The 23,809-nt window shown below is 68.1% G+C and carries 16 protein-coding genes and 1 pseudogene; 9 read left to right on the plus strand and 8 right to left on the minus strand.

Going from position 1 to position 23,809, the window contains the following annotated elements; genetic code table 11:
• Window positions 1–20: 20 nt before the first annotated feature.
• From pncB to HB724_RS10955, 7 genes are all read right to left on the minus strand, one after another.
• Window positions 21–1,325 carry a nicotinate phosphoribosyltransferase gene (gene pncB / locus HB724_RS10925; RefSeq protein ID WP_213980964.1) on the minus strand — a complete coding sequence of 435 codons (1,305 nt, stop codon included), beginning with the start codon at window positions 1,323–1,325 and terminating at the stop codon, window positions 21–23.
• A gap of 95 nt (window positions 1,326–1,420) precedes the next feature.
• Window positions 1,421–2,125 carry an energy transducer TonB gene (locus tag HB724_RS10930; protein ID WP_213980965.1) on the minus strand — a complete coding sequence of 235 codons (705 nt, stop codon included), beginning with the start codon at window positions 2,123–2,125 and terminating at the stop codon, window positions 1,421–1,423.
• Window positions 2,126–2,196: 71 nt separating this feature from the next.
• Window positions 2,197–2,625 carry a YbaN family protein gene (locus tag HB724_RS10935; protein ID WP_213980966.1) on the minus strand — a complete coding sequence of 143 codons (429 nt, stop codon included), beginning with the start codon at window positions 2,623–2,625 and terminating at the stop codon, window positions 2,197–2,199.
• Window positions 2,618–3,205 (minus strand): biliverdin-producing heme oxygenase, encoded by a 588-nt coding sequence (locus HB724_RS10940; protein WP_213980967.1) that lies wholly within the window; start codon window positions 3,203–3,205, stop codon window positions 2,618–2,620. Before HB724_RS10940 ends, HB724_RS10935 begins: the two co-directional genes overlap by 8 nt.
• 12 nt (window positions 3,206–3,217) lie before the next feature.
• Window positions 3,218–5,803, minus strand: coding sequence for a TonB-dependent receptor (locus HB724_RS10945; RefSeq protein ID WP_213980968.1), 2,586 nt, complete (start codon window positions 5,801–5,803; stop codon window positions 3,218–3,220).
• A gap of 97 nt (window positions 5,804–5,900) precedes the next feature.
• The gene (locus HB724_RS10950; RefSeq protein WP_213980969.1) at window positions 5,901–6,899 is read right to left on the minus strand and encodes a FecR family protein; all 999 of its coding nucleotides are present in this window, start codon (window positions 6,897–6,899) and stop codon (window positions 5,901–5,903) included.
• An 84-nt stretch (window positions 6,900–6,983) separates the two neighbouring features.
• Window positions 6,984–7,499 carry an RNA polymerase sigma factor gene (locus tag HB724_RS10955; protein WP_213980970.1) on the minus strand — a complete coding sequence of 172 codons (516 nt, stop codon included), beginning with the start codon at window positions 7,497–7,499 and terminating at the stop codon, window positions 6,984–6,986.
• Window positions 7,500–7,766: 267 nt separating this feature from the next.
• On the opposite strand from HB724_RS10955, the gene HB724_RS10960 reads away from it, so the two are divergent.
• Genes HB724_RS10960 through HB724_RS10970 form a run of 3 tightly spaced genes read left to right on the plus strand, consistent with a single transcriptional unit; the run spans window position 7,767 to window position 12,558 of the window.
• On the plus strand, window positions 7,767–10,034 hold the full coding sequence (locus HB724_RS10960) for a trehalose-6-phosphate synthase (RefSeq protein ID WP_213980971.1): 2,268 nt from the start codon (window positions 7,767–7,769) through the stop codon (window positions 10,032–10,034).
• Entirely contained in the window at window positions 10,031–10,765 is a 735-nt protein-coding gene (otsB, locus tag HB724_RS10965; protein ID WP_213980972.1) for a trehalose-phosphatase, read from the plus strand. Before HB724_RS10960 ends, otsB begins: the two co-directional genes overlap by 4 nt.
• Window positions 10,762–12,558, plus strand: coding sequence for a glycoside hydrolase family 15 protein (locus HB724_RS10970; protein ID WP_213980973.1), 1,797 nt, complete (start codon window positions 10,762–10,764; stop codon window positions 12,556–12,558). The genes otsB and HB724_RS10970 overlap by 4 nt, the downstream gene beginning before the upstream one ends.
• Before the next feature lie 35 nt (window positions 12,559–12,593).
• Here the strand turns inward: HB724_RS10970 and HB724_RS10975 are convergent, their stop codons facing one another.
• Window positions 12,594–14,222, minus strand: coding sequence for a Na+/H+ antiporter (locus tag HB724_RS10975; protein ID WP_213980974.1), 1,629 nt, complete (start codon window positions 14,220–14,222; stop codon window positions 12,594–12,596).
• A gap of 182 nt (window positions 14,223–14,404) precedes the next feature.
• On the opposite strand from HB724_RS10975, the gene HB724_RS10980 reads away from it, so the two are divergent.
• The 6 genes and pseudogenes from HB724_RS10980 (at window position 14,405) to HB724_RS11005 (ending at window position 23,800) form a co-directional block, all read left to right on the plus strand.
• Complete coding sequence (locus HB724_RS10980) at window positions 14,405–15,568, plus strand: PepSY-associated TM helix domain-containing protein (protein ID WP_213980975.1); 1,164 nt, start codon at window positions 14,405–14,407, stop codon at window positions 15,566–15,568.
• Window positions 15,565–15,729, plus strand: coding sequence for a hypothetical protein (locus HB724_RS10985; protein ID WP_213980976.1), 165 nt, complete (start codon window positions 15,565–15,567; stop codon window positions 15,727–15,729). Before HB724_RS10980 ends, HB724_RS10985 begins: the two co-directional genes overlap by 4 nt.
• 20 nt (window positions 15,730–15,749) lie before the next feature.
• Window positions 15,750–17,942 (plus strand): TonB-dependent siderophore receptor, encoded by a 2,193-nt coding sequence (locus HB724_RS10990; protein ID WP_213980977.1) that lies wholly within the window; start codon window positions 15,750–15,752, stop codon window positions 17,940–17,942.
• A gap of 199 nt (window positions 17,943–18,141) precedes the next feature.
• Window positions 18,142–18,813, plus strand: a pseudogene (gene rpiA, locus HB724_RS10995) (ribose-5-phosphate isomerase RpiA); the annotation flags it as partial.
• A gap of 95 nt (window positions 18,814–18,908) precedes the next feature.
• Window positions 18,909–20,996: a transketolase gene (gene tkt / locus HB724_RS11000; protein WP_213980978.1), complete on the plus strand. Its 2,088-nt coding sequence runs from the start codon at window positions 18,909–18,911 to the stop codon at window positions 20,994–20,996.
• Complete coding sequence (locus HB724_RS11005) at window positions 20,993–23,800, plus strand: bifunctional transaldolase/phosoglucose isomerase (RefSeq protein ID WP_213980979.1); 2,808 nt, start codon at window positions 20,993–20,995, stop codon at window positions 23,798–23,800. Before tkt ends, HB724_RS11005 begins: the two co-directional genes overlap by 4 nt.
• The last annotated feature ends 9 nt before the right edge of the window (window positions 23,801–23,809 follow it).

The following is a 23,809-nucleotide window of genomic DNA, read 5'->3' on the forward strand; positions in this document are numbered from 1 at the left end:
GACAGCGCACGCCGTGCAGCTCACACCGAGACGTCTTGCAGCGCCCTCCCCGCTTCTCCGAATATCCGCAGATAGCGGGCAATCTCCGCGGGATCGCCGGTCGCCTTCGCCGGATTGTCGGACAGCTTGACGGCGGGGCGGCCATTGGCGCTCGTCACCTTGGCGACCAGCGAGATCGGCTCGAGGCCGTGGCCGCCGGCGGGATCGCATCCGCGAAAGTCGTTGGTCAGGTTGGTGCCCCAGCCGAAGCTCATCCGCACGCGACCATGGAAGTGGCGATAGGTCTGCTCGATCGTATCGACGTCCATCCCGTCCGAGAAGATCAGCAGCCTGGTCGCCGGATCCCTGCCCCGCGCCTTCCACCAGTCGATGATCTGTTCGCCCGCCGCGATCGGCGGCGCGCTGTCCGGTCGGAACCCGGTCCAGTCCGCCAGCCAATCGGGCGCGTTCCGCAGGAACGCAGCGGTGCCGAACGCATCCGGAAGCGCGATCAGCAGATTGCCGTCATAATGCGCCTGCCACTCCTCCAGCACGCGATAGGGCGCCACGGCGACGCCCGCATCGTCGTCGGCAAGCGCGGCCAGCACCATCGGCAGCTCATGCGCATTGGTGCCGATCGCCTCCAGATCATTGTCCATCGCCAGCAGCACGTTCGAGCTGCCGATGAAGCGGCTGCCGAGCCCCTCCTTCAGCGCCTCGACGCACCAGCGCTGCCACAGAAAGCCGTGCCGCCGCCGCGTACCGAAATCGGAGAGGACGAGATCGGGCAGCTCGCGCAACCGCTCGACCTTGCCCCACAGCTTCGCCTTGGCGCGGGCATAGAGGATGTCGAGCTCGAACCTTCCCTTGCCCTTCAGCGCCGCGCGCGAGCGCAGCTCGTTGACGATCGCAAGCGCCGGGATTTCCCACATCGTCGTATGCGTCCACGGCCCGGCGAAGCTGAGCTCGAACTGGCCATCGACGGTGCGCAGTTCATATTCGGGCAGCTGGAAATCGGCGAGCCAGGCGATGAAGTCGGGCGCGAACATGCGCTCGCGGCCGTAGAAGCTGTTGCCGGCGAGCCAGATCAGCTCCTTCTTCGAAAAGCGTACCGTCCGGGCGTGATCGAGCTGGCTGCGCAGCTCCTGCTCGTCGATCACCTCGGCCAGCCGCACCGTCCTGCTGCGGTTGATGAGCGAGAAGGTCGCCTGCACGTCGCCGTGCAGATGGCGGATCATCTGCAGCATCAGCAGCTTGTAGAAATCGGTATCGAGCAGGCTGCGCACGATCGGATCGAGCCGCCAGCCATGATCGTAGGTGCGGGTGGCGATATCGGTAACGGGCATGGTTCCTCCCGGGTTCAGCCGGCTGTAGAACCCAGCGATACGCGACGTCCCCAGCCGAAGGCCAGAAACTCCTGCCCGGCGGCCGGCATGACAGCTCAGCGCAGCAGGAACTCCACCGGCACCGAGAGCTCCACTTCATCGGGCAGGTCGTCCGGGATGCGGGGCAGCGGATCGGCCCGGCGCACCGTCTCCATCGCCGCGCGATCGAGGTCCGTGGCGCCCGAGGAGCGATCGAGCGCCAGGCTCAGCACATGCCCGCCGCGGTCCATGCGGAAGCGGACATAGGCCACGCCTTGCGCGCGCCGTGCCCGGGCGCCCGCCGGATAGCGGCGGAAGCGCGCCAGCCGCGCCAATATCTCGCCCTGCCAGTTCCGCCGCGCATTGCTCGACGCCACCGGCGCCGGCGGCGCCGCGAGCGAAGGCGGGGCAGCGGCGGGCGAAGCCGGCGCCGGATCGCTCGGGGCTGCCACAGGCTGGGCTTCCGGCGGCGGCGCGGGCTGGCTTCGGGGGATCTGCACTTGCGGCTGCGGCACGGGCCGCGTCTCCGATGCCCGCAGATGCTGCTGGACCGGCTTGTCCGCCTGCCTTTCCTGTACGGGCTCGGGCGGCGCGGCGAGCGGGAGCAGGGTGACGGTCAGCGACGGGGCGGCCGGGCGCGGCACATCGGCCGACCAGGAATGGTTGAACTGCACGAGGAACGCGAGCGCGACGGCAAGCTGCACTGCCAGCGACGCCGACATGCCCGCCATGCGGGAACGCCAGTTGCGGCCGCCGACATAGCGGTGGCGCGGCGTGGGCACATAGGGCGCAGACGCCAGAGGCGAAGCGGGTATGTGCCGTTCCTGCAAGGGAGATCGCGCCGCCAGTCCGCTCACCGCCGCCGTCCGGGCGTGGGCCGCGTGAGGATATAGGTCGCGCATGCCGCCAGCAGCAGCGCGACCAGCGCGATCAACGGCCAATGGGGATGCGCGCCCTCCAAAAACAGCACGAACCCCAGCGCCATGCCGCCGCACGCGAACAGCTTCGCGCGCGGCGCGATCGCGCCCTCGGCCCGCCAGGCGCGCAGCGTCGGCCCGAAGCGGGGATGATCGAGCAGCCAGGCTTCGAAGCGCGGCGAGGACCGGCCGAAGCACCATGCCGCCAGGATGGCGAAGATGGTGGTCGGCATCACCGGCAGCAGCGCCCCGATCACCGCCAGCGCAAGCATGACGAAACCGAGCGCGGCATAGAGACCGCGCCCGATCCGCGCATGCAGGCGCGGTCCCTCTTCCTGCTCCGGTCCTGGCTCCGGTTCAGGCATCGAATACCCGATCCACCAGCCCATGCACCCGGCCGAACGCCGCGACCGCCCCGGCGATCACGCGGCCCTCGCCCGCATCGTCGAGCGCCAGCAGGTCCAGCGCCGCGGTGAAGCCGCGCCAGTGCAGTGCCCGTCCGTCCGGATGCCCGGCCAGATGCCGCGCGCCAAACTGATCGCTGAGCCCCAGCGCGCGCGCCTCCTTGGCGAGGAAGGCGGCGCCGAGGTTCGAGCCTTCGGCTACATACAGCCAGCCGAACGCCGTCGGCAGATCGACGTCCAGGCCGAACAGCGGCGGCGCCACGGGCGGCGGCACCGCACCGAGATCGGCGAAATCGGCCTCGATTGCCCCAAGCCGCGCGCGCCCGGCGAGATCGGGCACCACGCCGGCAAGCGCCGGATTCCGGTACAATGCGGCGATGTCGTGGTGGAAGCCGTGCTGCATGGCGAGGAAGCGCAGATAGCGCTCGCGGCTGGCGAAGGGCGCGGCGGCCATGATCCGCGTGTCGAGCGCGTCATGCGCCTGGACGGTGGCGGCCTTGAGCCGCTTGGCGCGGCTCGATTCCAGCAGGGTGACGGTCATGTCCCGGTCCTTTCAGAAGCGCGCCGTCAGGCCGGCACGGATGGTCCGTCCCGGCGAAGGCAGCGCGGAATTGTTGAGGGCGTCAATATAATAACGATCAGTCAGGTTCTCGGCGCTGAGCTGGAGCGAGAATTCGCGCGTCAGCTTCACGCTGCCCGACAGGTCCACCACGGTATAGGGCACCCAGATGCCGACATTGTTGAGCCCCAGCACCTGCTGCGCGGCGACCAGCCGCGAGCCGATCCGCGAAACCCGGCCCGAAAGCTCCAGCCGGTCGCGGAACAGCCGCACGCCCAATGTCGCGCTGGCGGAGAAGCGCGGCGGGATGTCGTTCGCGGTATAGGCGCCGTCCGGCATCTTGTTGCCGCAAGGGTTGGCACCGTCGCAGAAGGTGGCGCTGTCGTAATAAGTGAGCGCGCCTTCGAAGAAGACCTTGTCCACGTCATAGCTGCCCGAAGCCTCGACGCCGGTGAACCGCACCTTGTCGATATTGACCACCGTGAAATAGGCGATGGTCTGCATCTCGCGCGGCATTTCGACGCGGCTGATATAGTCGTTATAGTTGTTCCAGAAATACGAGAGTTTCAGCCGCGCCTTGTCCTTGCCGAACAGCAGGCCGTCTCGCGAGAAGTTCGTGCCGATCTCCCAGTTGCTCGCCGTCTCCGGCTTCAGGTCCGGATTGGGATAGAGGAAGGAGACGCTCAGGCCCGTCTCGCGGATCGTCGGCGGGCGATAGCCGCCGGCATGCAGCGCGTAGAATTGCAGCCCGCGCACCGGCTCGGCGACGATGCTCGCGCTGATGCTGGCATTGGCGCCCTCCCGGCTGTTGTAGCCGCGGATCGCCCAATTGGCCGGGAACAGCGCCGGATCGCTCTTGTCGGTCAAATGATAGCCGTCGAGCCGCGCGCCGAGATTGGCGGTCAGCCAGCCCAGCGGCTTCCACTCGCCATTGGCGAACAGGCCGTAGAGGTCGCGGTCGCCGTTGACGCCCACTTCCAGGATGTTGCTCAGCGGCGAGCGTGCCCGCTCATGGCTGTAGGTGCCGCCATAATGGAGCGTCAGCACGCCCTGCCCGGTATCGATCACGCTCCTGTTGCTGATGTCGCCGCCATAGAGCCGCGACAGGGTCGGGATCGGATCGTCCCTGGTCGGCAGCGAATTGTAGCGCAGCACCGCATCGACGCGGCTCATCCACAGATTGGCCTTGAGGTCGACCCAGTCGCTGCCGGGATTCCAGCGATAGCGCGCGGTATAGGTGTCGGTGTTCGTGCGCGAGAGGTTGGTCTGGCGCCAGGTGATCTGGCTGTTCAGCATGGTGGGCTGCGCCTCGCCATACTCATTCTCGTAGCGGCTATAGCCGAGCTGGAGCGCATGGCCGTCGCCGAAGCGGAACGTCGCCTTGACGAGGCCGGAGGTCACGTCCTCCGAGGTGTTGAACGCTTCCTGCCCCGGCTTGACCAGCGACAGCGCCCGCGTGGCGCCGCGCTCGTCGGCATAGGTCGTCGTGCCCTTCTGGCCGACCATGTAATTGCCCGAGCGCCGCCGGGCAAAGGCGGCGATTATGTCGAAACTGTCCTGCCTCGTGGCGATGGCGATGTTGCCGAAGCCGTTGTTGAAGTCGAACAGCGCCGAGCCGTCGGTGCGCGGCGTCTGCATGAACGCCGGCGGCTTCATCACGAAAGGCGCGGTCGGGGAAATGGCGTTGTCGCTCATGCCCGCACGCACGCGCGCGGCGAAATGCTCGCCCTCGGGCACGATGTCCTCGGCATTGAGCGTGCGGATCTGCACGCTGCCGCCGATCGCGCCGGTGCCGGCCGCATCGTCGGTCGGCCCCTTGGCGATGGTGATCGCACCGATCAGGTCGGGATCGACATAGACGCGGTCGTCGACGCCGGCATAGCCGCGCCAGCTCGTCGTGGTCTGCTCGCTGCCGTCGATCGTGGTCTTGATCCGGTCCATGCCGGCCAGGCCGCGGATGTTGATGTTCAGCGCGGCGCCGTTGCGGTTCATGCCGGAGATCACGCCGGGCACGCCTTTGAACATGTCGCCCGTCGAAGTGCCGCGAAAGCGCTGGATCTGCTCCTGCGAGATATAGCTGGACGATCCGGCGGTGCGATAGGGCCGGTCGGCCAGCGCGGCCGGGCTCTCGTCGCCGCGCACCGGGCCGGCGCCCGTGCCGGACAGGTCGCCGCCCTGCACGCGCAGCGTATCGAGGGCGATCACCCCGCCCGCCGATGGCGCGGCCTCGAGCGTGACGGCGTTCGGGCCGGTGAAGCGCCAGGTGAGCCCCGTCCCCGCCAGCAGCCGGCTGAGCGCATCCGCCGGCGAAAGCGCACCCTGCACGCCCGGCGTGGTGCGCCCCTGGGTAAGCGCCGCGTCATAGGAAAGCTGCAACCCGCTCTCCTCGGCGAAGCGGTTGAGCGCCATCGCCAGCGGACCCGCGGGAATGTCGTAGCGATGCTCGCCCGCCGCCTGGGCGTGCGCGGGCACCGCGATGCCCGCATCGATCGCGATCGTCCCCGCCGCCGCCAGCAGCAGGGCCATCGCCCGGCGCCGCGCATGGATGTTCCGGTTCAGCTTGTCGTTCCTGTTGCTCATCTACCCCCGAGGGCTCCCTTTGCCATGGCGGCCGCACTGTTGCGAACCACTCTCAATAGCAAAGACCGGGGTGCCGCGGAAAACACGACCATCGGCTTCAGATTTTTTTCGGACGGTAAAGCAGGATGAACCGATCGGTGACGCGCATCGAGCGCAGGCCGAGCGAGGATTGCAGCACCGCGACCGCCGCCAGCGGACGATCGAGATCATAGACGCCGCTCACCCGCATCCGCCCGGCCGCGCCGCTGACGCCGAGATAGCCCGCATGATGACGGGCGAGTTCCCCGACCACCTCGGCGAGCGGCCGATCCTCGACGATCAGCTTCCCCCGCATCCAGCCGGTCGCGGCGGCCACATCGACGCGCCGGGGCACGCCGACGCGCCCGTCCCCGCCATAGGACACTTCCCAACCCTCGGGCACGATCCGCGCAGGCCCCTGCTCCGCCGCCACTTCCACGCGATGCTCGGTGACGGTGACCTCCGCGCCGCCGCCCTCGCGGCGCACGAGGAAGGCCGTGCCGCGCGCCGTGCTCGTGCCCCCGGCGGCCGCGACCGTGAACGGCCGCTGGGGATCGGGCGTCACCTGGAAAGCCGCCTCTCCGGCCAGCAACCGCACGACCCGCCGATCGGCGCGATATTCGAGCGCGATCGCGCTTCCGGAATCGAGCATGGCCGTCGATCCGTCCGGCAGGCGCACGCTCCGCCGCTCGCCCGCGCCAGTCGTATAATCGGCACGCAGCCGGGTCAGCATCGTTTCGAGCGGTCCAGCCATCGTCAGGACAAGGCAGGCCGCAACGGCAACACCGGCGGCAAGACGCCCCGGCCGGCGCGCAAGGCCAGGCATCGCGGCGCGTCCCCTCGGCCGCGCCGCCACGGGCAACGGCAGCGGCGGAACGGCCGCGAGCGCGTCGCAACGATCCCACAAGCCCGACAGCCGACGCAGCGCCGCTTCATGGCGCGGATCGGCGGCCCGCCAGGCGGCGAGGCGCGCGGTTTCCTCCGCGCCCAGCGGCCCGCCGTCCTGCCGGACGATCCAGTCCGCCGCCTCGGCCGCGATCGACGGCGCAATCGGAAACCTGTCCTGCGCCACCCTCATCCCACTCCGTTTCCGCGTGTCGCCACGCACCCTCTCGCAGACCATGACCGGGCAGCCGCCGGAAACACGACCTCGCCGGCAAAATTATTCCGCATCATCGATCTCGCCCATCCGCGCCGCGATATGGAGCAGCGCGTTGCGCAGATGCTTTTCCACCATGCCGCGCGTGATCCCCAGCCGCTCGGCGATCACCGCCGGATCGACCTGATCGAACTTGCGCAGCACGAAGACCTCGCGGCAGCGCGGCGGCAGTTCATCGACGATACGGCGCAGGTGCGCGAGTTCGCTGCGCGCGATCGCCGCCGCCTCCGCGGAAGGTTCGGAGGACGGAACCTGCTCGGCCTCCTCGCCGCTCGCCGTCATCTCGGCCTGGCGCCGTGCGCGCTGGGCATGGTCGACCATCACATTGGTCGCGATGCGATAAAGATAGGCGCGCGGATTGGCGACACCGCCCGTCTCCAGCCCCGGGCTGGCGCGCAGCCAGGTCTCCTGCACGATGTCGGACGCCTCCTCGCCCCGCTGCCGGCTGCGGACAAAGGCCGTGAGCGGCGCGTGGAGGCGCCGGACCAGGTCCGCAAGGGAACGACGGGAAGAGGGCATCAGGCCGGAGCGTGTCCAAAATAGCCCGATCGCGTCTATCGATAGCGCGTCGCAATAACAATAATGGAATGGCCGCGGGATTTCACTTCGGCCGGGTGCCAGGGCTTACCGCCGCGACAACACCCTCCCGCCCCTCCTCGCCGGAATGAACGAGTCGTGGCTCCCGGCTCCGCTCACGGACGCACCGGCACGGCCTGCCGCATCCGATTTGCCCGATGCCCCGCCCCATGCTGGCGGACAGGCGACAATGCTTGCCGAAGGACCAAATTGAACCGTCGCGCGTCCCATCGACCCTGGAGATATTCGCCCTATCATCTCGGCCTTGCCGTGCTGGGGCTGCTCGCGGCGATCACGTTGTTCGTCGCCCCCTATTCGGGCTCCATGGTGGAGCAATGGTCCAGAGCCGAGGTCGAATCCCGCTCGCGGCTGGTGTATGAATCCACCCAGGCCTCGATCTCCCGCGCCGTCGCCACCGGCGATACGCCGCGCCTCATCGGCATCCTCGAGGGCGTGGCCCGCGACGATCACATCCTCGCCGTGGGGCTTTGCGGCGAAGGCGGCAGCCTGCACGCCTTTACCGGGCAGCTGCCCCGCGCCTTTTCCTGCGACCAGGCGGTGAACTCGGAATCCGAGAGCTTTTCGAGCATGCGGAGCAACCGGAAGCGCGTGCTGGTCGCATCCTTTCCGATCACCCTGCCGGAAGGAAGGGCCTATCTCGTCGTCTTCCACGATCTCAGCTATATCGATGCGCGATCCGGCCGGGTGCGGACCTATGTGGTGGCGGCGGTCGTGGGCGTCGCGATCCTTGCCGCGCTCGTCGGCTTCTTCTTCATCCTGGCGTTCGTCCGGGGCTGGATGGATGCGCTGCGCCGGGCCGTGGAGGACGTCCGCGCGGGGCGGGCTACGACTGCGCCCAATGGCGACCGATCCTCGATGGCGCAGGAGATCCAGAAGCTCCTGAAGAATCTGGACTCGGGCCGCACGCCCACCGAGGCGCCCGAGAAGGAATGGACGCCGGAATCGCTCGAAGAGCTGCTCGCGGAGGCGCTGCCCCAGGCGGAAGTGATCGTCCTCGCCAATCGCGAGCCCTATATCCACAACCGAACCGACGACGGCATCGTCCTCCAGACGCCCGCGAGCGGTGTGGTCTCCGCGCTGGAGCCGGTCATGCGGGCCTGCCGCGGCACCTGGATCGCGCATGGCAGCGGGACGGCCGACCGCGAGACGGTGGACAGCAACGATCACCTCGCCGTCCCGCCCGACGATCCCTCCTACACGCTGCGCCGCCTGTGGATCACCGAGGACGAGCAGGACGGCTATTATTACGGCTTCGCCAACGAAGGCCTCTGGCCGCTCTGCCATATCGCCTTCGTGCGGCCCATCTTCCGCGACGGCGACTGGCAGATGTATCGCGAGATCAACGCCCGTTTCGCCGAAGCCGTGGTGCAGGAGGCGCGCACCGAAGACCCCATCGTGCTCGTGCAGGATTATCACTTCGCGCTCGCGCCGCGCATGATCCGCGAGCGCCTGCCCAACGCGACGATCATCACCTTCTGGCACATCCCCTGGCCGAACGCCGAAACCTTCGGGATCTGCCCGTGGAAGGAAGAGATACTGGCGGGGCTGCTCGGCAGCAGCGTCCTGGGCTTCCACACCCAGTTCCACTGCAACAATTTCCTGGAGACCGTCGATCGCTTCGTCGAAAGCCGCATCGACCGGGAGCATGCGACGGTGACGCTGGGCGGGCACGAGGCGATGGTGCGGCCCTATCCCATCTCGATCGAATGGCCTCCCAAGGGCCTGGAGGGCCAGCGCCCGGTCGAGGTCTGCCGCGCCCGGGTCCGGGAAGCCCTGGGGCTGGCGCCGGATGCAAAGCTGGCCGTCGGCATCGAGCGGTTCGATTATACCAAGGGCATCCTCGATCGCATGCGGTCGATCGATCTCCTGCTCACCTTGATGCCGGAATGGCGCGGCAAGTTCACCTTCGTCCAGGTCGCGGCGCCCACCCGCAGCAAGCTCGCCAGCTATCGCAGCCTCCAGGACGAGGCCGTGGCGCTCGCGGAGGAGATCAACGCCCGCCATGGCGAAGGCGGCTATCAGCCGATCCGCCTCATCGTGCGGCACCATGAGCCGGCCGAGGTGTTCGAGCTGTTCCGCGCCGCCGACCTGTGCATCGTCAGCAGCCTGCACGACGGCATGAACCTTGTTGCCAAGGAATTCGTTGCCTCTCGCGAGGATGAGGAGGGGGTATTGATCCTGTCGAGCTTTACCGGTGCTTCGCGCGAGCTTTCGGAGGCGCTGATCGTCAATCCCTATGACGAGCGCGAAATGGCGACCGCGCTCGACACCGCGCTGCGCATGCCCGCCCAGCAGCAGCGCGAGCGCATGCGGCTGATGCGCCAGCAGGTCCGGGAGCAGAATGTCTATCGCTGGGCGGGCCGGATGCTGATCGACGCCGCCCGCATCCGGCAGAAGCAGCGCATTCTCGCCTTCGAGGACGCGCCGGCGCCCCAACGGCGGCGCGTGCGATCATGACGCTTCCTCCGCCGCCGCCCGCCCTGCTGGACGGGGCAAGCCTGTTCATGGATTTCGACGGCACCCTGGTCGACCTGGCGGATCGTCCCGACATGGTCGCCGTCGACGAGACGCTGCGCACACTCGTCGCGCTTCTGCACGAACGGCATGCGGGACGGATCGCCATCGTGAGCGGCCGCTCGATCGCCCAGCTCGACGCCTTGCTGGGCCCCCTGACCCAGCGGATCGCGCTGTCGGGCAGCCATGGCTGCGAGCATCGCTGGGACGGCATTTCCGCGCATCCCGTCCCGCCACCGGAACTGGAGACGGCGGCCAAGCGAATGAAGGCGTTCGCGAAGGGCCATCCGGGAACCCTGGTGGAGGAGAAGAGCTTCGGCGTGGCGCTCCATTATCGCATGGCGCCGCAGGCGGAAGCCGCCGCCCAGGCGCTCGGCGCCGAGCTGGCGGCGGAGCTCGGTCTCTCGCTCCAGCAGGGCAAGATGGTGGTGGAGCTGCGCCCGCCGGGCGGCAGCAAGGGCGGCGCGGTGCGCCGCCTCATGAGCCGCCCGCCGATGGCCGGCACGCGGCCGATCTTCCTCGGCGACGACGTCACCGATGAGGACGGATTCGAGGCGGTACTGGAACTGGGCGGCACCGGCATCCTGATCGGCCCGCCGCGCCCCACCGCGGCGCGTTACCGCCTGCCGGATCCGGCATCCGCGCGTGCCTGGCTCGGCGAGGCGCCGCAATGACGGCCACGCTCGATCTCTGGCCGATCGGCAATTGCCAGGTATCGGCGCTGGTCGATCGCGCCGGCCGTTTCGTCTGGGGCTGCGTGCCGCGCGTCGACGGCGATCCGGTCTTCTCCTCGCTGCTCGACGATGCGCCCCGCGCCGGCGAGGGCGCGCGCGGCTTCTGGGAAATCGACCTGGAGGACTGCGTCAGCACCGAGCAGGAATATCGCCGCAACACGCCTATCCTGGTCACGCGACACGTCGACAAGGCGGGCAACGCGATCGAAGTGGTCGATTTCTGCCCCCGCTTCCGCGTCCATGGCCGGATGTACCGCCCGGTCGCCTTTGCGCGGATCGTCCGGCCGGTCCAGGGCAGCCCGCGCATCCGCGTCCGCCTGCGCCCGTCGATGAACTGGGGTGGCGGCGATCCGCCCCGCACGCGCGGTTCCAACCATATCCGCTACCTGCTTTCGGAGATGACGCTGCGGCTGACCACCACCGCGCCGCCCGAGAATATCGAGGCGGAGCGCATGTTCCGCGTAGAACGCCCGCTCCACTTCTTCCTCGGCCCCGACGAGAGCTTCTCGGACGATCTGCGCTTCGGCGTGGAAACCATGCTCCAGCGCACGATCGAGGAATGGCGCCATTGGGTGCGCGGCCTGGCGACGCCGCTCGAATGGCAGGAGGCGGTGATCCGGGCGGCGATCACGCTCAAGCTCTGCCAGCACGAGGAAAGCGGCGCGATCGTCGCCGCGCTCACCACCTCGATCCCCGAGCATGCGGATTCGCAGCGCAACTGGGACTATCGCTTTTGCTGGATCCGCGACGCCTATTTCACCGTCCAGGCGCTCAACCGGCTCGGCGCGCTCGACGTGCTGGAATCCTATCTCGAATATCTGCGCAACATCGTCGACAATGCCAAAGGCGGCCATATCCAGCCGCTCTACGGCGTCGGCGGCGAGGCGACGCTGGAGGAGCATGTCGCCCAGGGCCTGAACGGCTATCGCGGCATGGGGCCGGTGCGCATCGGCAACGATGCCTATCGGCAGGTCCAGCACGATGCCTATGGCCAGATCATACTCTCGAACGCGCAGGCATTCCTCGACCAGCGCCTCTATCGGGTGGCGGGCGTGGAGGAGTTCAAGGCGCTGGAGCCGGTCGGCGAGCGCGCCTGGGCCGCGCATGACCAGCCCGATGCGGGCCTGTGGGAACTGCGCACCCGCGCGCATGTCCATACCTATTCCGCGGCGATGTGCTGGGCGGCATGCGACCGGCTGGCGAACATCGCCGAGACGCTGGGGCTGGAGGATCGCGAGCGCTTCTGGCGCGATCGCGCCGAGATCGTCCGCACCCGGATCGAGCAGGCGGCATGGCGCGCCGGGACGAGCCGGCTGTCGGCGACGTTCGACGGCGACGATCTCGATGCCAGCATCCTCCAGCTGCTCGACCTGCGCTTCCTCAAGCCCGACGATCCCCGCTTCCGTTCGACGCTGGAGGCGGTCGAGACGGGATTGCGGCGCGGCACCCATATGCTCCGCTATGCGACGGAGGACGATTTCGGTTTGCCGGAGACCGCCTTCAACGTCTGCACCTTCTGGCTGATCGAGGCGCTGCATGCCACCGGCCGCGACGCCGATGCGCGCGCATTGTTCGAGGAAATGCTGTCGCGGCGCACGCGCGCCGGCCTGCTCTCGGAGGACATCGATCCCGTCACCGGGGAATTATGGGGCAATTACCCGCAGACCTATTCGCTGGTCGGCCTCATCAATTCGGCCGTGCTCCTGAGCAAGCCGTGGAGTTCGGCGCGCTGAGGCGAGCGGCCCGGCGCACACCCTCGCCCCGCCGATCAGCCGGCATATCGGGTTTCCATCAGATCGAGCTCGCGGATCAGCTTGCGCGCGCTCTCGCTGCCCAGCTCGCGCTCGCGCACCCGCCGGAATATCTCGGTCCGCTCGGCGCGCAGGGCCGCGAGGCGGAGGTCTCGTTCGAGCCTGTCGATCCGCTTGGCCGTCGCCGCGTCTTCGGAAACGAGCGTGCGGGTCTCGATCCGGCGGCGATAGATGTCCATGATCCGCGCAGCCACCTCGACATGAAGATCGGCGTCGCCCTCGGCTTCCGCGAGCGCATGTTCGACGCGCTCGACTTCGGCGATCGCCGCCAGGGCCGCCGCCAGGCGCGCCGCCTCGATCTCTGCCTGCTGCGACGGCTCCGCCGGCATCTGCAATCCGTTGAGCAGCCAGGGAAGCCCGACGCTGGCGACGACCAGCGACACGATGATGACGCCCATCGCCAGGAAGATGGCGAGGTCGCGCGCCGGAAAGGGCGAGCCGTCATTCATCGCCAGCGGAAGGGTGAGGACACCCGCGAGGGTGATCGCGCCGCGCACGCCGGCGAAGGACATGGCGGTGATGATCCGCCAGCTCGGGGTGCGGCCGGTCACGCCCTTGCGGAGCAAGGTAAGGCGGAAGGACAGCCACACCCACAGGAAGCGGAGCGCCGCCAGCCCGGCATTGATGGCGACGACATAGACTCCCAGCCACCAGAATTGGTCATGGCCGGTCAGCCGGACCGTCTCGGCGGCCCCTCCCAGGATGAGCGGCAATTGCTCGCCGAGCAGGACGAAGATGACGCCGTTCGCGGTGAACTGGATCGTGTCCCACACCGTGTTGCGGCGGATGCGGGTCGCAGCGAGCGCCTGCCCCGAGCTTTCGGCGAAGCCCATCGCCAGCCCCGCGGCAACGGCCGCAAGGATGCCCGAGCAATGGAGGTGCTCGGCGACGAGATAGGCCGCGAACGGAATGAGCAGGCTGATGAGGATCTGCGAGCCGCTGTCCTCGCCGAAGCGCGCGCTGATCCAGCCCTTGGCCTGGACCACCGCGAAGGTCACCCCGGCCCCGACCACCACTCCGCCGACCGCGACCCACAGGAAGTTGAGCGCGGCGTCCTGGACCGAGAAGGCGCCGGTGAGGGCTGCGGCGATCGCGAAGCGCAGGCAGACCAGGCCTGATGCGTCGTTGAGGAGCGATTCGCCTTCGAGGATGTGCATCATCCGCTTCGGAATCGGCACGCGCTGGGCGATGGCCGATACCGCGATCGGATCGGTCGGCGACACCACTGCGGCAAGCGCGAACGCGACCGCGAGCGGCATCGCGGGGATCATCCAGTGGATGAGCAACCCGATGCCGAGCACGGTGAACACGACCAGGCCGAGCGCCAGCTCGAGGATGGTCTTGCCGTCCTTGAACAGCTCCTCGCGCGGAATCCGCCAGCCGTCGAGGAACAGCAGCGGCGGCAGGAACAGCAGGAAGAATATCTCGGGATCGAGCGTGACCCGCCAGTCCGCGACCAGCCCGACGGCACCGCCGAGCGCGATCTGCACCAGAGGCCGCGGAATGGCCAAAGGCAATGCGCGCGACACCACGCCGCTCACGACCACGGCGAACAGCAGAACCAGAATGAGCGTGATCGTTTCCACGGGGCCTCCTCCCTCCGATCATTCTTTAGGCAGGTGAGACGATCAGGGAACCCCAGAACGGACCGACATCCGGAGTTTAGAGTACAACGGCAGCAAAACCCCCATCGTCACCCCGGCCCCCTTTCTGGCGATGCACCATTCGCCTTCTTGATAATGCCTCGCAATACCGTATAGCCTGAGCCATGACCCGTTCGGCGATCCGCGCCTGGTATCTCGTGCACAAATGGACGAGCCTCGTCTGCACGGCTTTCCTGCTGATGCTGTGCGTTACCGGCCTGCCGCTGATCTTCCATGCCGAGATCGACGCGCTGACCGAAACGACCCCGGCGCTCGCCAAGGGCGCGGTCGCGTCATCGAAAGGCGGGCTGCCGCTCGATACGATGCTGGCAAAAGCACTGGCCGCACGGCCGGGCGAGGTGCCGCTGTTCATGGCGTTCGACAATGATCGCTCGCTGATGACGATCACCACCGGCGCCCGGCCGGACGTCGCCGGGAGCGGGATGACGATCCAGCTGCTCGATCGCGCGACCGGCGCCTCCGTCGGCCAGGAGAATGAGGACGGCGTGATGCACTTCCTGCTCACGCTCCATACCGACATGTTCCTGGGCCTGCCGGGGATGCTGTTCCTGGGGGCGATGGGCGTCCTGTTCGTCGCCGCGCTGGTCTCGGGCACGGTTCTCTATGCCCCGTTCATGCGCAAGCTCGATTTCGGCACGCTGCGCACCAGCCGCAGCAAGCGGATCAAGTGGCTCGACTATCACAATCTGCTCGGCATCGTCGCGCTCGCCTGGATGCTGGTCGTCGGCGTGACCGGCGTCATCAACGCGCTCGCCACGCCCATCACCAAGCTGTGGCAGATGAACGAGCTCGCCGAGATGACGCGGGCCTATGCCGGGCGCGAGGCGCTGCCGCCGTCGCGCTACGGCTCGCTCGACAAGGCGATGGCCGAAGCGCGCAAGGCATTGCCGGGCAACAATCCGCAGTTCATCGCCTTTCCCGGCGGCGCGTTCAGCAGCAAGCATCATTATGCCGTGTTCTTCCAGGGCGGCACGCCGCTCACCGAGCGGCTGCTCACCCCCGCGCTGATCGATGCCGAGACCGGCGCGCTCACCGACGTAAGGCCGATGCCCTGGTACAATCAGGCGCTGTCGCTCTCACGACCGCTCCATTTCGGCGATTATGGCGGCCCGATCCTCAAGATCCTGTGGGCAGTGCTCGACCTGTTCACGATCGTCGTGCTCGGCTCCGGCCTGTATCTCTGGCTCGGCAAGCGCCGCGCCCCGCTCGACCAGCGCGTGCGCGAAGTCGAAAGCGGCGGCCGCATGGCCCCGGTGGCGGCCGAATGATCCGCTCCACTTTCGCCATTCCCGCGCTCGTCGCGGTCGCCAGCATCGTCGGCCTGGTCAGCGCGCTGACCGGCGACGGCATACGCGATGCGCTGTCATGGATCGCCCTCTCCATTCCCGTCGCCGCTATCGCCTGGGCGATGCGCTTCAAACGCACCTGATTTCGATGAAAGGCCCTGCCATGTCCCCTGTTTCGCTGCGCTTCCTCGCCACCGTTTCCGCGCTGGCGCTTGCCTCTCCCGCCTTCGCGCAGGAGGCCCCGCCGCAGGAGGAGACGCCGAACGACGAGATCGTCGTCACCGCGCAGCGCGACAATCAGACCCAGGTGATCCGCAGCGGCAATGCCGGCGTGCTCGGCGACAAGCCGGCCGAGGATCTGCCGTTCAGCATCAAGAGCTACAATGCCGCGCTGATCCTCAACCAGCAGCCGCAGACGCTGGGCCAGGTGCTTGAGAACGATCCCTCGATCCGCACCACCTATGGCTTCGGCAATGCCGCCGAGCAGTTCGTCATCCGCGGCTTCACGCTCTTCGGAGACGATATCGGCCTGGATGGACTCTACGGCCTCGCCCCGCGCCAGCTTATCGCGCCCGAGCTCTACGATCAGGTCCAGGTGCTGAACGGTGCCAGCGCCTTCCTCAACGGCGCCGCGCCCGGCGGCAGCGGCCAGGGCGGCAGCGTCAACCTGATCCCCAAGCGCGCCGGCGACAATCCCCTCACCCGCGTCACCGCCAACTACACCTCCAGCGGCCATGTCGGCGGCAGCTTCGACATGTCGCGCCGCTTCGCCGACGGCGCGATCGGGGTGCGCATCAACGGCGCCGGGCGCGAGGGCGACGTCGCGATCGACGACGAATTCCGCAGCACCTATGTGCTGGGCGGCGCGCTCGATTATCGCGGCACCGACGTCCGCCTGTCGCTCGATCTCGCCTATCAGCGCGTCCAGGTGCGCCACCTGCGCCCCAAGGTGACGATCGCGTCCGCTACGATCCCCAAGGTGCCCGAGGCCGATCACAATTACGGCCAGTCGTTCAGCTACACGACGCTGCGCGACATCTTCGGAATGGTGAAGGGCGAATGGGACATCGCCGACAATGCGATGCTCTACGCCTCGTTCGGCGCGCGTGACGGATCGGAGGACGGCATCTATGACGGCATCACCGTCACCGATGCGCTGACCGGTGCCGGCACCGGCAACGCGCTCTACGTGCCGCGCACCGACAATAACGAAGCCGCGCAGGTCGGGCTGCGCGTCAAGCTGGCCAGCGGCGGCATCAGCCATGAGATCAATTTCGGCGGCAGCTATGTCTGGCAGGTCAATCGCAACGCCTATGATTTCCGCTACGGGCCGGATTTCGCCGGCTATGCGACCAATCTCTACGATACCCCCGATATCGCATTGCCGAGTTCGAGCCTGGTCGGCGGCGATCTGAACGATCCCTTTCCGATCAGCCGCACGCGGCTGGGCAGCGTCTTCGCATCGGACACGCTCGGTTTCTGGAACGACCGGATCCTGCTGACCGCCGGCCTGCGGCTGCAGACCATAGTGGCGAAAGGCTATGCCGCCACCGACGATCCGGCAAACGGCATCGTCGCCCGCGACCTGACGACCGAATATGACGAGGACGCGATCACGCCCGTTATCGGCCTGGTGGTGAAGCCGGTCGATCACGTCTCGCTGTTCGCCAATCGCATCGAAGGGCTCGCCCAGGGTCCGTCCGCGCCGATCGATCCCACCGTCATCAACCAAGGCGAGATCTTCGCGCCCTACAAGTCGACGCAGTACGAAATCGGCGGCAAGCTCGGCTTCGGCCGCTTCAACGCCAGCCTCGCGCTGTTCCAGACCACCCAGCCCAACGCCTATGCCGCGCCCGATCCGGAAAATCCCGGCTTCCAGCGCTTCGGCGTCTATGGCGAGCAGCGCAATCGCGGCATCGAGTTCAGCGTCGACGGCCAGCCGGTCGACGGCCTGCGCATCATCGCCGGCGCGTCGCTCAACGATGCCGAGCTGCGCAAGACGGCGGGCGGCGTGAACGAGGGCAACACCGCGGTCGGCGTGCCGGACTATCTCGTCAACGCCAATGTGGAGTGGGACACGCCCTTCCTCCCCGGCGCCACGCTCACCGGCCGCTTCGTCCAGACCGGCAAGCAGCAGGTCAATGCCGCCAACACGCTGGAAATCCCGAGCTGGACGCGCTTCGATCTCGGCGCCCGCTATGTCGCGCTGGTCGGCCAGATGCCGCTGACGCTGCGCTTCAACGTCGATAACGTCGCGAACAAGCGCTACTGGGCCTCAGCCTTCGACAGCTTCAACGCCGCCCTGCTCCAGGGCACGCCGCGCACGTTCAAGCTGTCGGCGTCGATCGACCTGTAGACGGTACGAGACGGTAAAGGCAGACATCGGGCGGCAAACGTTATCAAGCCCCCTTGTGGCCGCGAACACTGCGCCCAAATACAGTGTTCCGGGCATTGCAGGGTGGTGCTGGCATTGAAGCATCTAAGATCAGCTTCCCACCAGATGGGCTCGCGCCCGCCAGCAGCCGCCGAACCCGGCAGCCTGTGCTGAGATGACGATGCCGTCCGCCGACGATCGCAAGCGCGCCGCGGCGGAGACCGCGGTCGCCGAAGTCGCCAGCGGCATGATCGTCGGCCTCGGTACCGGCAGCACCGCCGCCTATGCCGTCGCGGCGCTCGCGGCCCGGGTGGCCGAAGGTCTGGCGGTGGAGGCCGTCGCAACGTCGCAACGCACCGCCGAGGCGGCACGGGCAGCCGGCATCCGCGTGATCGACTTCGCCGATGTCGCCGCGATCGACCTGGGCATCGACGGCGTCGACGAGATCGATCCGATGCTGCGGGCGATCAAGGGCGCGGGCGGCGCCATGCTGCGCGAGAAGATCGTCGCCTCGGCCGCGGCGCGGATGATCGCGATCGCGGATTCCTCCAAGGAGGTGGCGCAGCTCGGCGGCCGGCCCGTCCCGGTCGAGATACTTCCGTTCGCGCGCGCCTATGCGGAGCGGCGGATAGCCCAGCTCGGCGGCGCACCGGCGCTGCGCAAGGCTACGGACGATGCCCCCTTCCGCACCGACCAGGAAAATTGGGTACTCGACTGCGCCTTCGGGCCGATCGCCGATCCGGCGGCGCTGGCGGCGGCACTCTCGGAGATCCCCGGCATGCTCGGGCACGGCCTGTTCCTGCGCGAGATCAACACGCTCTACCTCGGAACCGAGCAGGGCGTCGTGCGCCGCGACCGGCCGGACGAAGATAAAGACCGAAAGTCGCTTTCCGGCCGCATCCTTCCCGGCCATCCCTCGTTTGGCGCTTACATGGATCAAGGACAGTGATGACCGAAGCTCCCGCAATAGCCGGCCTCCACGAGGACGGATCTTCCTCCCGCCTCACAATCGACACCATCCGAACCCTGGCCATGGATGCCGTGCAGAAGGCGAATTCCGGCCATCCGGGGACGCCGATGGCGCTGGCCCCGGTGGCCTACACGCTGTGGCGCGATTTCCTGCGCTACGATCCCGAGGCGCCGGACTGGCCCAATCGCGACCGGTTCGTGTTGTCGGTCGGCCACGCCTCGATGCTGCTCTACGCCGTGCTGCACCTCGCCGGCGTGCGGGAGATCGACGCGGACGGCAAACCGACCGGCAAGCCCGCGGTGAGCCTCGACGACATCAAGGCGTTCCGCCAGCTCGATTCCAAGACGCCCGGTCATCCCGAATACCGGATGACCACCGGCGTCGAGACCACCACCGGGCCGCTTGGCCAGGGCTGCGGGAATTCGGTGGGCATGGCGATCGCCGAGCGAGCACTGGCCGCACGCTTCAACCGCGACGGCTTCACGCTGTTCGACCATGACGTCTATGTGCTGTGCGGCGACGGCGACATGATGGAGGGCGTCTCGTCCGAGGCGGCATCGATCGCGGCGCACCTCAAGCTCTCCAACCTGTGCTGGATCTACGACAGCAACCACATCACGATCGAGGGATCGACCGCCCTCGCCTTCGACGAGGATGTCGGCAAGCGTTTCGAAGCCTATGGCTGGAACGTCCTCCATATCGACGACGCCAACGACACCAACGCGCTGGAGCAGGCGCTCGCGGCGTTCCGCGCCACCGACGATCGCCCGACCTTCATCCTCGTCCATTCGGTGATCGGCTGGGGTTCCCCGCGCGCCGGCAGCGAGAAGGCGCATGGCGAGGCGCTGGGCGAGGACAATGTCCGCGCCACCAAGCGCGCCTATGGCTGGCCCGAGGATGCCCAGTTCCTGGTGCCCGACGGCGTGAAGCAGGCCTTTACCGAAGCGGTTTCCGGCCGCGGCAAGCCAGCCCGCGAGGAATGGGAGGCGCTGTTCGCCCGCTATCGCGACGCCTTCCCCTCTGAGGCCGCCGAACTCGACCTGCTCCGCCAGGGCAAGCTGCCCGAAGGCTGGCAGGCCGATATTCCCAGCTTCCCCGCCGATGCCAAGGGCGTCGCCTCGCGCGATGCGGGCGGCAAGGTGCTCAACGCGATCGCGCCGCATGCGCCGATGCTGATGGGCGGCGCCGCCGATCTCTCGCCCTCGACCAAGACCAACCTCACCTTCCAGGGCGCCGGATCGTTCGAGCCCGGCGACTATGGCGGCCGCAACTTCCATTTCGGCGTGCGCGAGCATGCGATGGGAGCGATCGCCAACGGCATGGCGCTCTCCTATCTGCGTTCCTACACCGGCACCTTCCTGGTCTTCGCCGACTATATGCGCGCGCCGATCCGGCTGGCGGCGATCATGGAGCTGCCGGTGGTGTTCGTGTTCACCCATGACAGCATCGGCGTGGGCGAGGACGGGCCGACCCACCAGCCGATCGAGCATCTCGCGACGCTGCGCGCGATTCCCGGCCTCGACACGATCCGCCCCGGCGACGCCAACGAAGTCGCGGTGGCATGGAAGGTCGCGCTGTCGCACACGCATGCGCCGACCGCGCTGATCCTCTCCCGCCAGGCGATCCCCACGCTCGATCGCGAGAAATACGCCTCGGCCGACGGGTTGGAGAAAGGCGGCTATGTCCTCGCCGATACCGCGGACGGCGATCCCGAGCTGATCCTGATCGGCACCGGCAGCGAGCTGCCGCTGGTCGTCGCCGCGCACGAGAAGCTGACGGCCGAGGGCATCCGGTCGCGGGTCGTGTCGCTGCCGAGCTGGTATCTGTTCGAGCAGCAGGACACCGCCTATCGCGAGCGGGTGTTCCCCAACGCCGTCCGCGCCCGCCTCGCGGTGGAACAGGCGGGCGCGATGGGCTGGGACCGCTATGTCGGCCATGACGGCGGCACGATCACCATGAAGTCCTTCGGCGCCTCCGCCCCCCTGGCGGCGCTCCAGCAGAAGTTCGGCTTCACCATCGACAATGTCTGCGCCGTCGCGCGCCAGCTCATCGGGAAGAACCAATGACCAGCCGCCTGAAGCAGCTCGGCGAGGCCGGGCAAGCCGTATGGCTCGACTTTGTCGACCGCAACTTTCTCAACGAAGGCGGCCTGCGCAAGCTCGTCGAGGAGGATGGGCTGACCGGGGTCACCTCCAATCCCTCGATCTTCGAAAAGGCGATGGGGCATGGCGACGCCTATGATGCCGGGTTCTCGGCATTCCTGGGCAAGGGCGATGCCAGCGTCCAGGATCTGTACGAGAGCCAGGCCATCGCCGACATTCAGGCGGCCGCCGCCGATCTCCGCCCCGCCTATGACCGGCTGGAGCGCCGCGACGGCTATGTCAGCCTCGAAGTATCCCCCTATCTCGCCGACACGACCCAAGCGACGATCGAGGAAGCCCGGCGGCTATGGGCCGCGGTCGATGCGCCGAACCTGATGATCAAGGTGCCCGGCACCCCTGCCGGCACCCTCGCGATCCGCACGCTGATCGAGGACGGCCTCAACATCAACGTGACCTTGCTGTTCTCGCTCGCCGCCTATCAGGCGGTGGCCGAGGCCTATCTCCACGGCCTCGAAGCGCGGGTGAAGAAGGGCGAGCCGATCGACGGCATCGCCAGCGTCGCCAGCTTCTTCGTCAGCCGCATCGACGCGAAGATCGACAAGGCGATCGATGCCCGGATCGCGGCCGGCGATGCGGAGAGCGACGCGCTGAAGGCATTGCGCGGCAAGGTCGCGATCGCCAACGCCAAGCTTGCCTATGCCTGGTACCAGGAGATGATCGCCGGCCCGCGCTGGCAGGCACTGGCCGCCAAGGGCGCGATGCCCCAGCGGCTGCTCTGGGCCTCGACCGGGGTAAAGGACCCCGCCTATCCCGACACGCTCTATATCGACACGCTGATCGGCCCCGACACGGTCAACACCATGCCGCCCAAGACGATGGACGCCTTCCGCGACCACGGCATGGTGCGCGACACGCTGACCGAGGACGTGGACGGCGCCCGCCATGTGATCGCCGAGGTGAGGCGTCTCGGCCTCGGGCTGGACGACGTCACCGCCGCGCTCGTGCCCGAAGGCGTCAAGCTGTTCGCCGACGCCGCCGATGCGCTGCTCGGCGCGGTGGCGGGCAAGCGTACCGCGTTCCTCGGCGAACGGCAGAATGCGATGGAGGCCAGCCTCCACGAACGCCTCGAAAAAGCCGTCGCAGCCCGTCTCGAAACCGCCAGCGCCGAGGGCTGGTCCCGCCGGCTGTGGCAGGGTGACGCCTCGCTCTGGACCGGCAAGGACGAAGCCAAATGGCTCGGCTGGCTCCCCGCCGCCCGCGGCGAGCAGGTCGATCCCGAGGCGCTGAAGGCGCTCGCCGAACGCGCCCGCGGCCACAAGGATGCCGTGCTGCTCGGCATGGGCGGATCGAGCCTCGGGCCGGAAGTGCTCGCGCTGATCCTCGGCAATGCCGAGGGGAGTCCGCGCCTCCATGTCCTCGACACCACCGATCCCGGCCAGATCGCCAGCGTCGCCGCCGCGATCGACCCCAAGGAGGCGCTGTTCATCGTCTCCTCCAAATCGGGCTCGACGATGGAGCCGGAGCTGCTGCGCGCCTGTTTCTGGGAACTGTCGGGCAAGGACGGCAGCCGCTTCGTCGCGGTCACCGATCCCGGATCGAAGCTGGAGGCGACGGCGAAGGCGGACGGCTTCGTGATGATCTTCCCCGGCGATCCCGCGATCGGCGGCCGCTATTCGGTGCTCTCGGCATTCGGCATGGTGCCGGCGGCGGCAATGGGCATCGATACCCGCGCCTTTTTCGAGGCGACCGCGCCGATGGTCTTCGCCTGCGGGCCGGACGTGCCGCCTGCCGCTAATCCCGGCGTCCGGCTGGGCGCGATCCTCGGCGAGGCGGCGCTGGCCGGGCGCGACAAGCTCACCATCCTCCCCTCCCCGGGGCTCGCCCCGTTCGGCGCATGGCTGGAGCAACTGCTCGCCGAAAGCACCGGCAAGCAGGGCAAGGGCATCGTCCCCGTCGATCTGGAGCCCGCCGGCGAAGCGATATCCTACGGCACCGACCGGCTGTTCGTGCATCTCCACCTCGAAGGCGACGCAGACGCCGCGCTCGAAGCGAAACTGGAGGCGCTCGTCGCGGCCGGCCAGCCGCTGGTCACCATCCGCGTCGCCCGGCCCGAGTTGATCGGCCAGGAATTCTTCCGCTGGGAGATCGCCACCGCCATCGCCGGCGCGGTGATCGGCATCGATCCGTTCGACCAGCCCGATGTCGAGGATGCCAAGATCGCGACGCGCAAGCTGGTCGACGCCTATGAGCAGACCGGCGCGCTGGAGCACGCGACACCGATCGTCGACACCCCCGATTTCGCGATCTTCGGACCCGGCAACAATGAATTCGCCGCGACCGACCCGATCGAGCTGCTGCGCCTCCATTTCGCGGAACTCTTCCCGCCGCGCTATGCCGGTTTCCTCGCCTATATCGAGCGCAACGCCGAGAATGCGCAGGCGATCGAGGCGATGCGCGTCGCCGTGCGCGATGCGACCCAGGCCGCGACGGTCGCCGGCTTCGGCCCGCGCTTCCTCCATTCCACCGGCCAGGCCTACAAGGGCGGCCCCGCGACCGGCGACTTCCTCGTCATCACCCGCGAACCCGAGCCCGACCTCGCCATCCCCGGCCGCCGCGCCAGCTTCGGCACCGTCCAGATCGCCCAGGCGCGCGGCGACATGGACGTGCTTGCGGCGCGCGGCCAGCGCGTGATGCGCGTCCATCTCCATCGCGACGGCGGCGGCATCGCCGCGCTCGTCGAGGCCGTTCGCGCGGCCGTCCGTCCCTGAAGAAAGGAA

The organism is Sphingomonas sp. dw_22 (genome assembly GCF_018449795.1).
In the GTDB taxonomy this organism is placed as follows: domain Bacteria; phylum Pseudomonadota; class Alphaproteobacteria; order Sphingomonadales; family Sphingomonadaceae; genus Sphingomonas.

Coding starts and splice junctions, on each gene's coding strand:
- HB724_RS10935 (WP_213980966.1), bottom strand. CDS start 2,625: ATGCCTGAACCGGAGCCAGGACCGGAGCAGGAAGAGGGACCGCGCCTG.
- HB724_RS11005 (WP_213980979.1), top strand. CDS start 20,993: ATGACCAGCCGCCTGAAGCAGCTCGGCGAGGCCGGGCAAGCCGTATGG.
- HB724_RS10980 (WP_213980975.1), top strand. CDS start 14,405: ATGACCCGTTCGGCGATCCGCGCCTGGTATCTCGTGCACAAATGGACG.
- HB724_RS10955 (WP_213980970.1), bottom strand. CDS start 7,499: ATGCCCTCTTCCCGTCGTTCCCTTGCGGACCTGGTCCGGCGCCTCCAC.
- HB724_RS10985 (WP_213980976.1), top strand. CDS start 15,565: ATGATCCGCTCCACTTTCGCCATTCCCGCGCTCGTCGCGGTCGCCAGC.
- HB724_RS10970 (WP_213980973.1), top strand. CDS start 10,762: ATGACGGCCACGCTCGATCTCTGGCCGATCGGCAATTGCCAGGTATCG.
- HB724_RS10940 (WP_213980967.1), bottom strand. CDS start 3,205: ATGACCGTCACCCTGCTGGAATCGAGCCGCGCCAAGCGGCTCAAGGCC.
- HB724_RS10945 (WP_213980968.1), bottom strand. CDS start 5,803: ATGAGCAACAGGAACGACAAGCTGAACCGGAACATCCATGCGCGGCGC.
- tkt (WP_213980978.1), top strand. CDS start 18,909: ATGACCGAAGCTCCCGCAATAGCCGGCCTCCACGAGGACGGATCTTCC.
- HB724_RS10950 (WP_213980969.1), bottom strand. CDS start 6,899: ATGAGGGTGGCGCAGGACAGGTTTCCGATTGCGCCGTCGATCGCGGCC.
- pncB (WP_213980964.1), bottom strand. CDS start 1,325: ATGCCCGTTACCGATATCGCCACCCGCACCTACGATCATGGCTGGCGG.
- otsB (WP_213980972.1), top strand. CDS start 10,031: ATGACGCTTCCTCCGCCGCCGCCCGCCCTGCTGGACGGGGCAAGCCTG.
- HB724_RS10990 (WP_213980977.1), top strand. CDS start 15,750: ATGTCCCCTGTTTCGCTGCGCTTCCTCGCCACCGTTTCCGCGCTGGCG.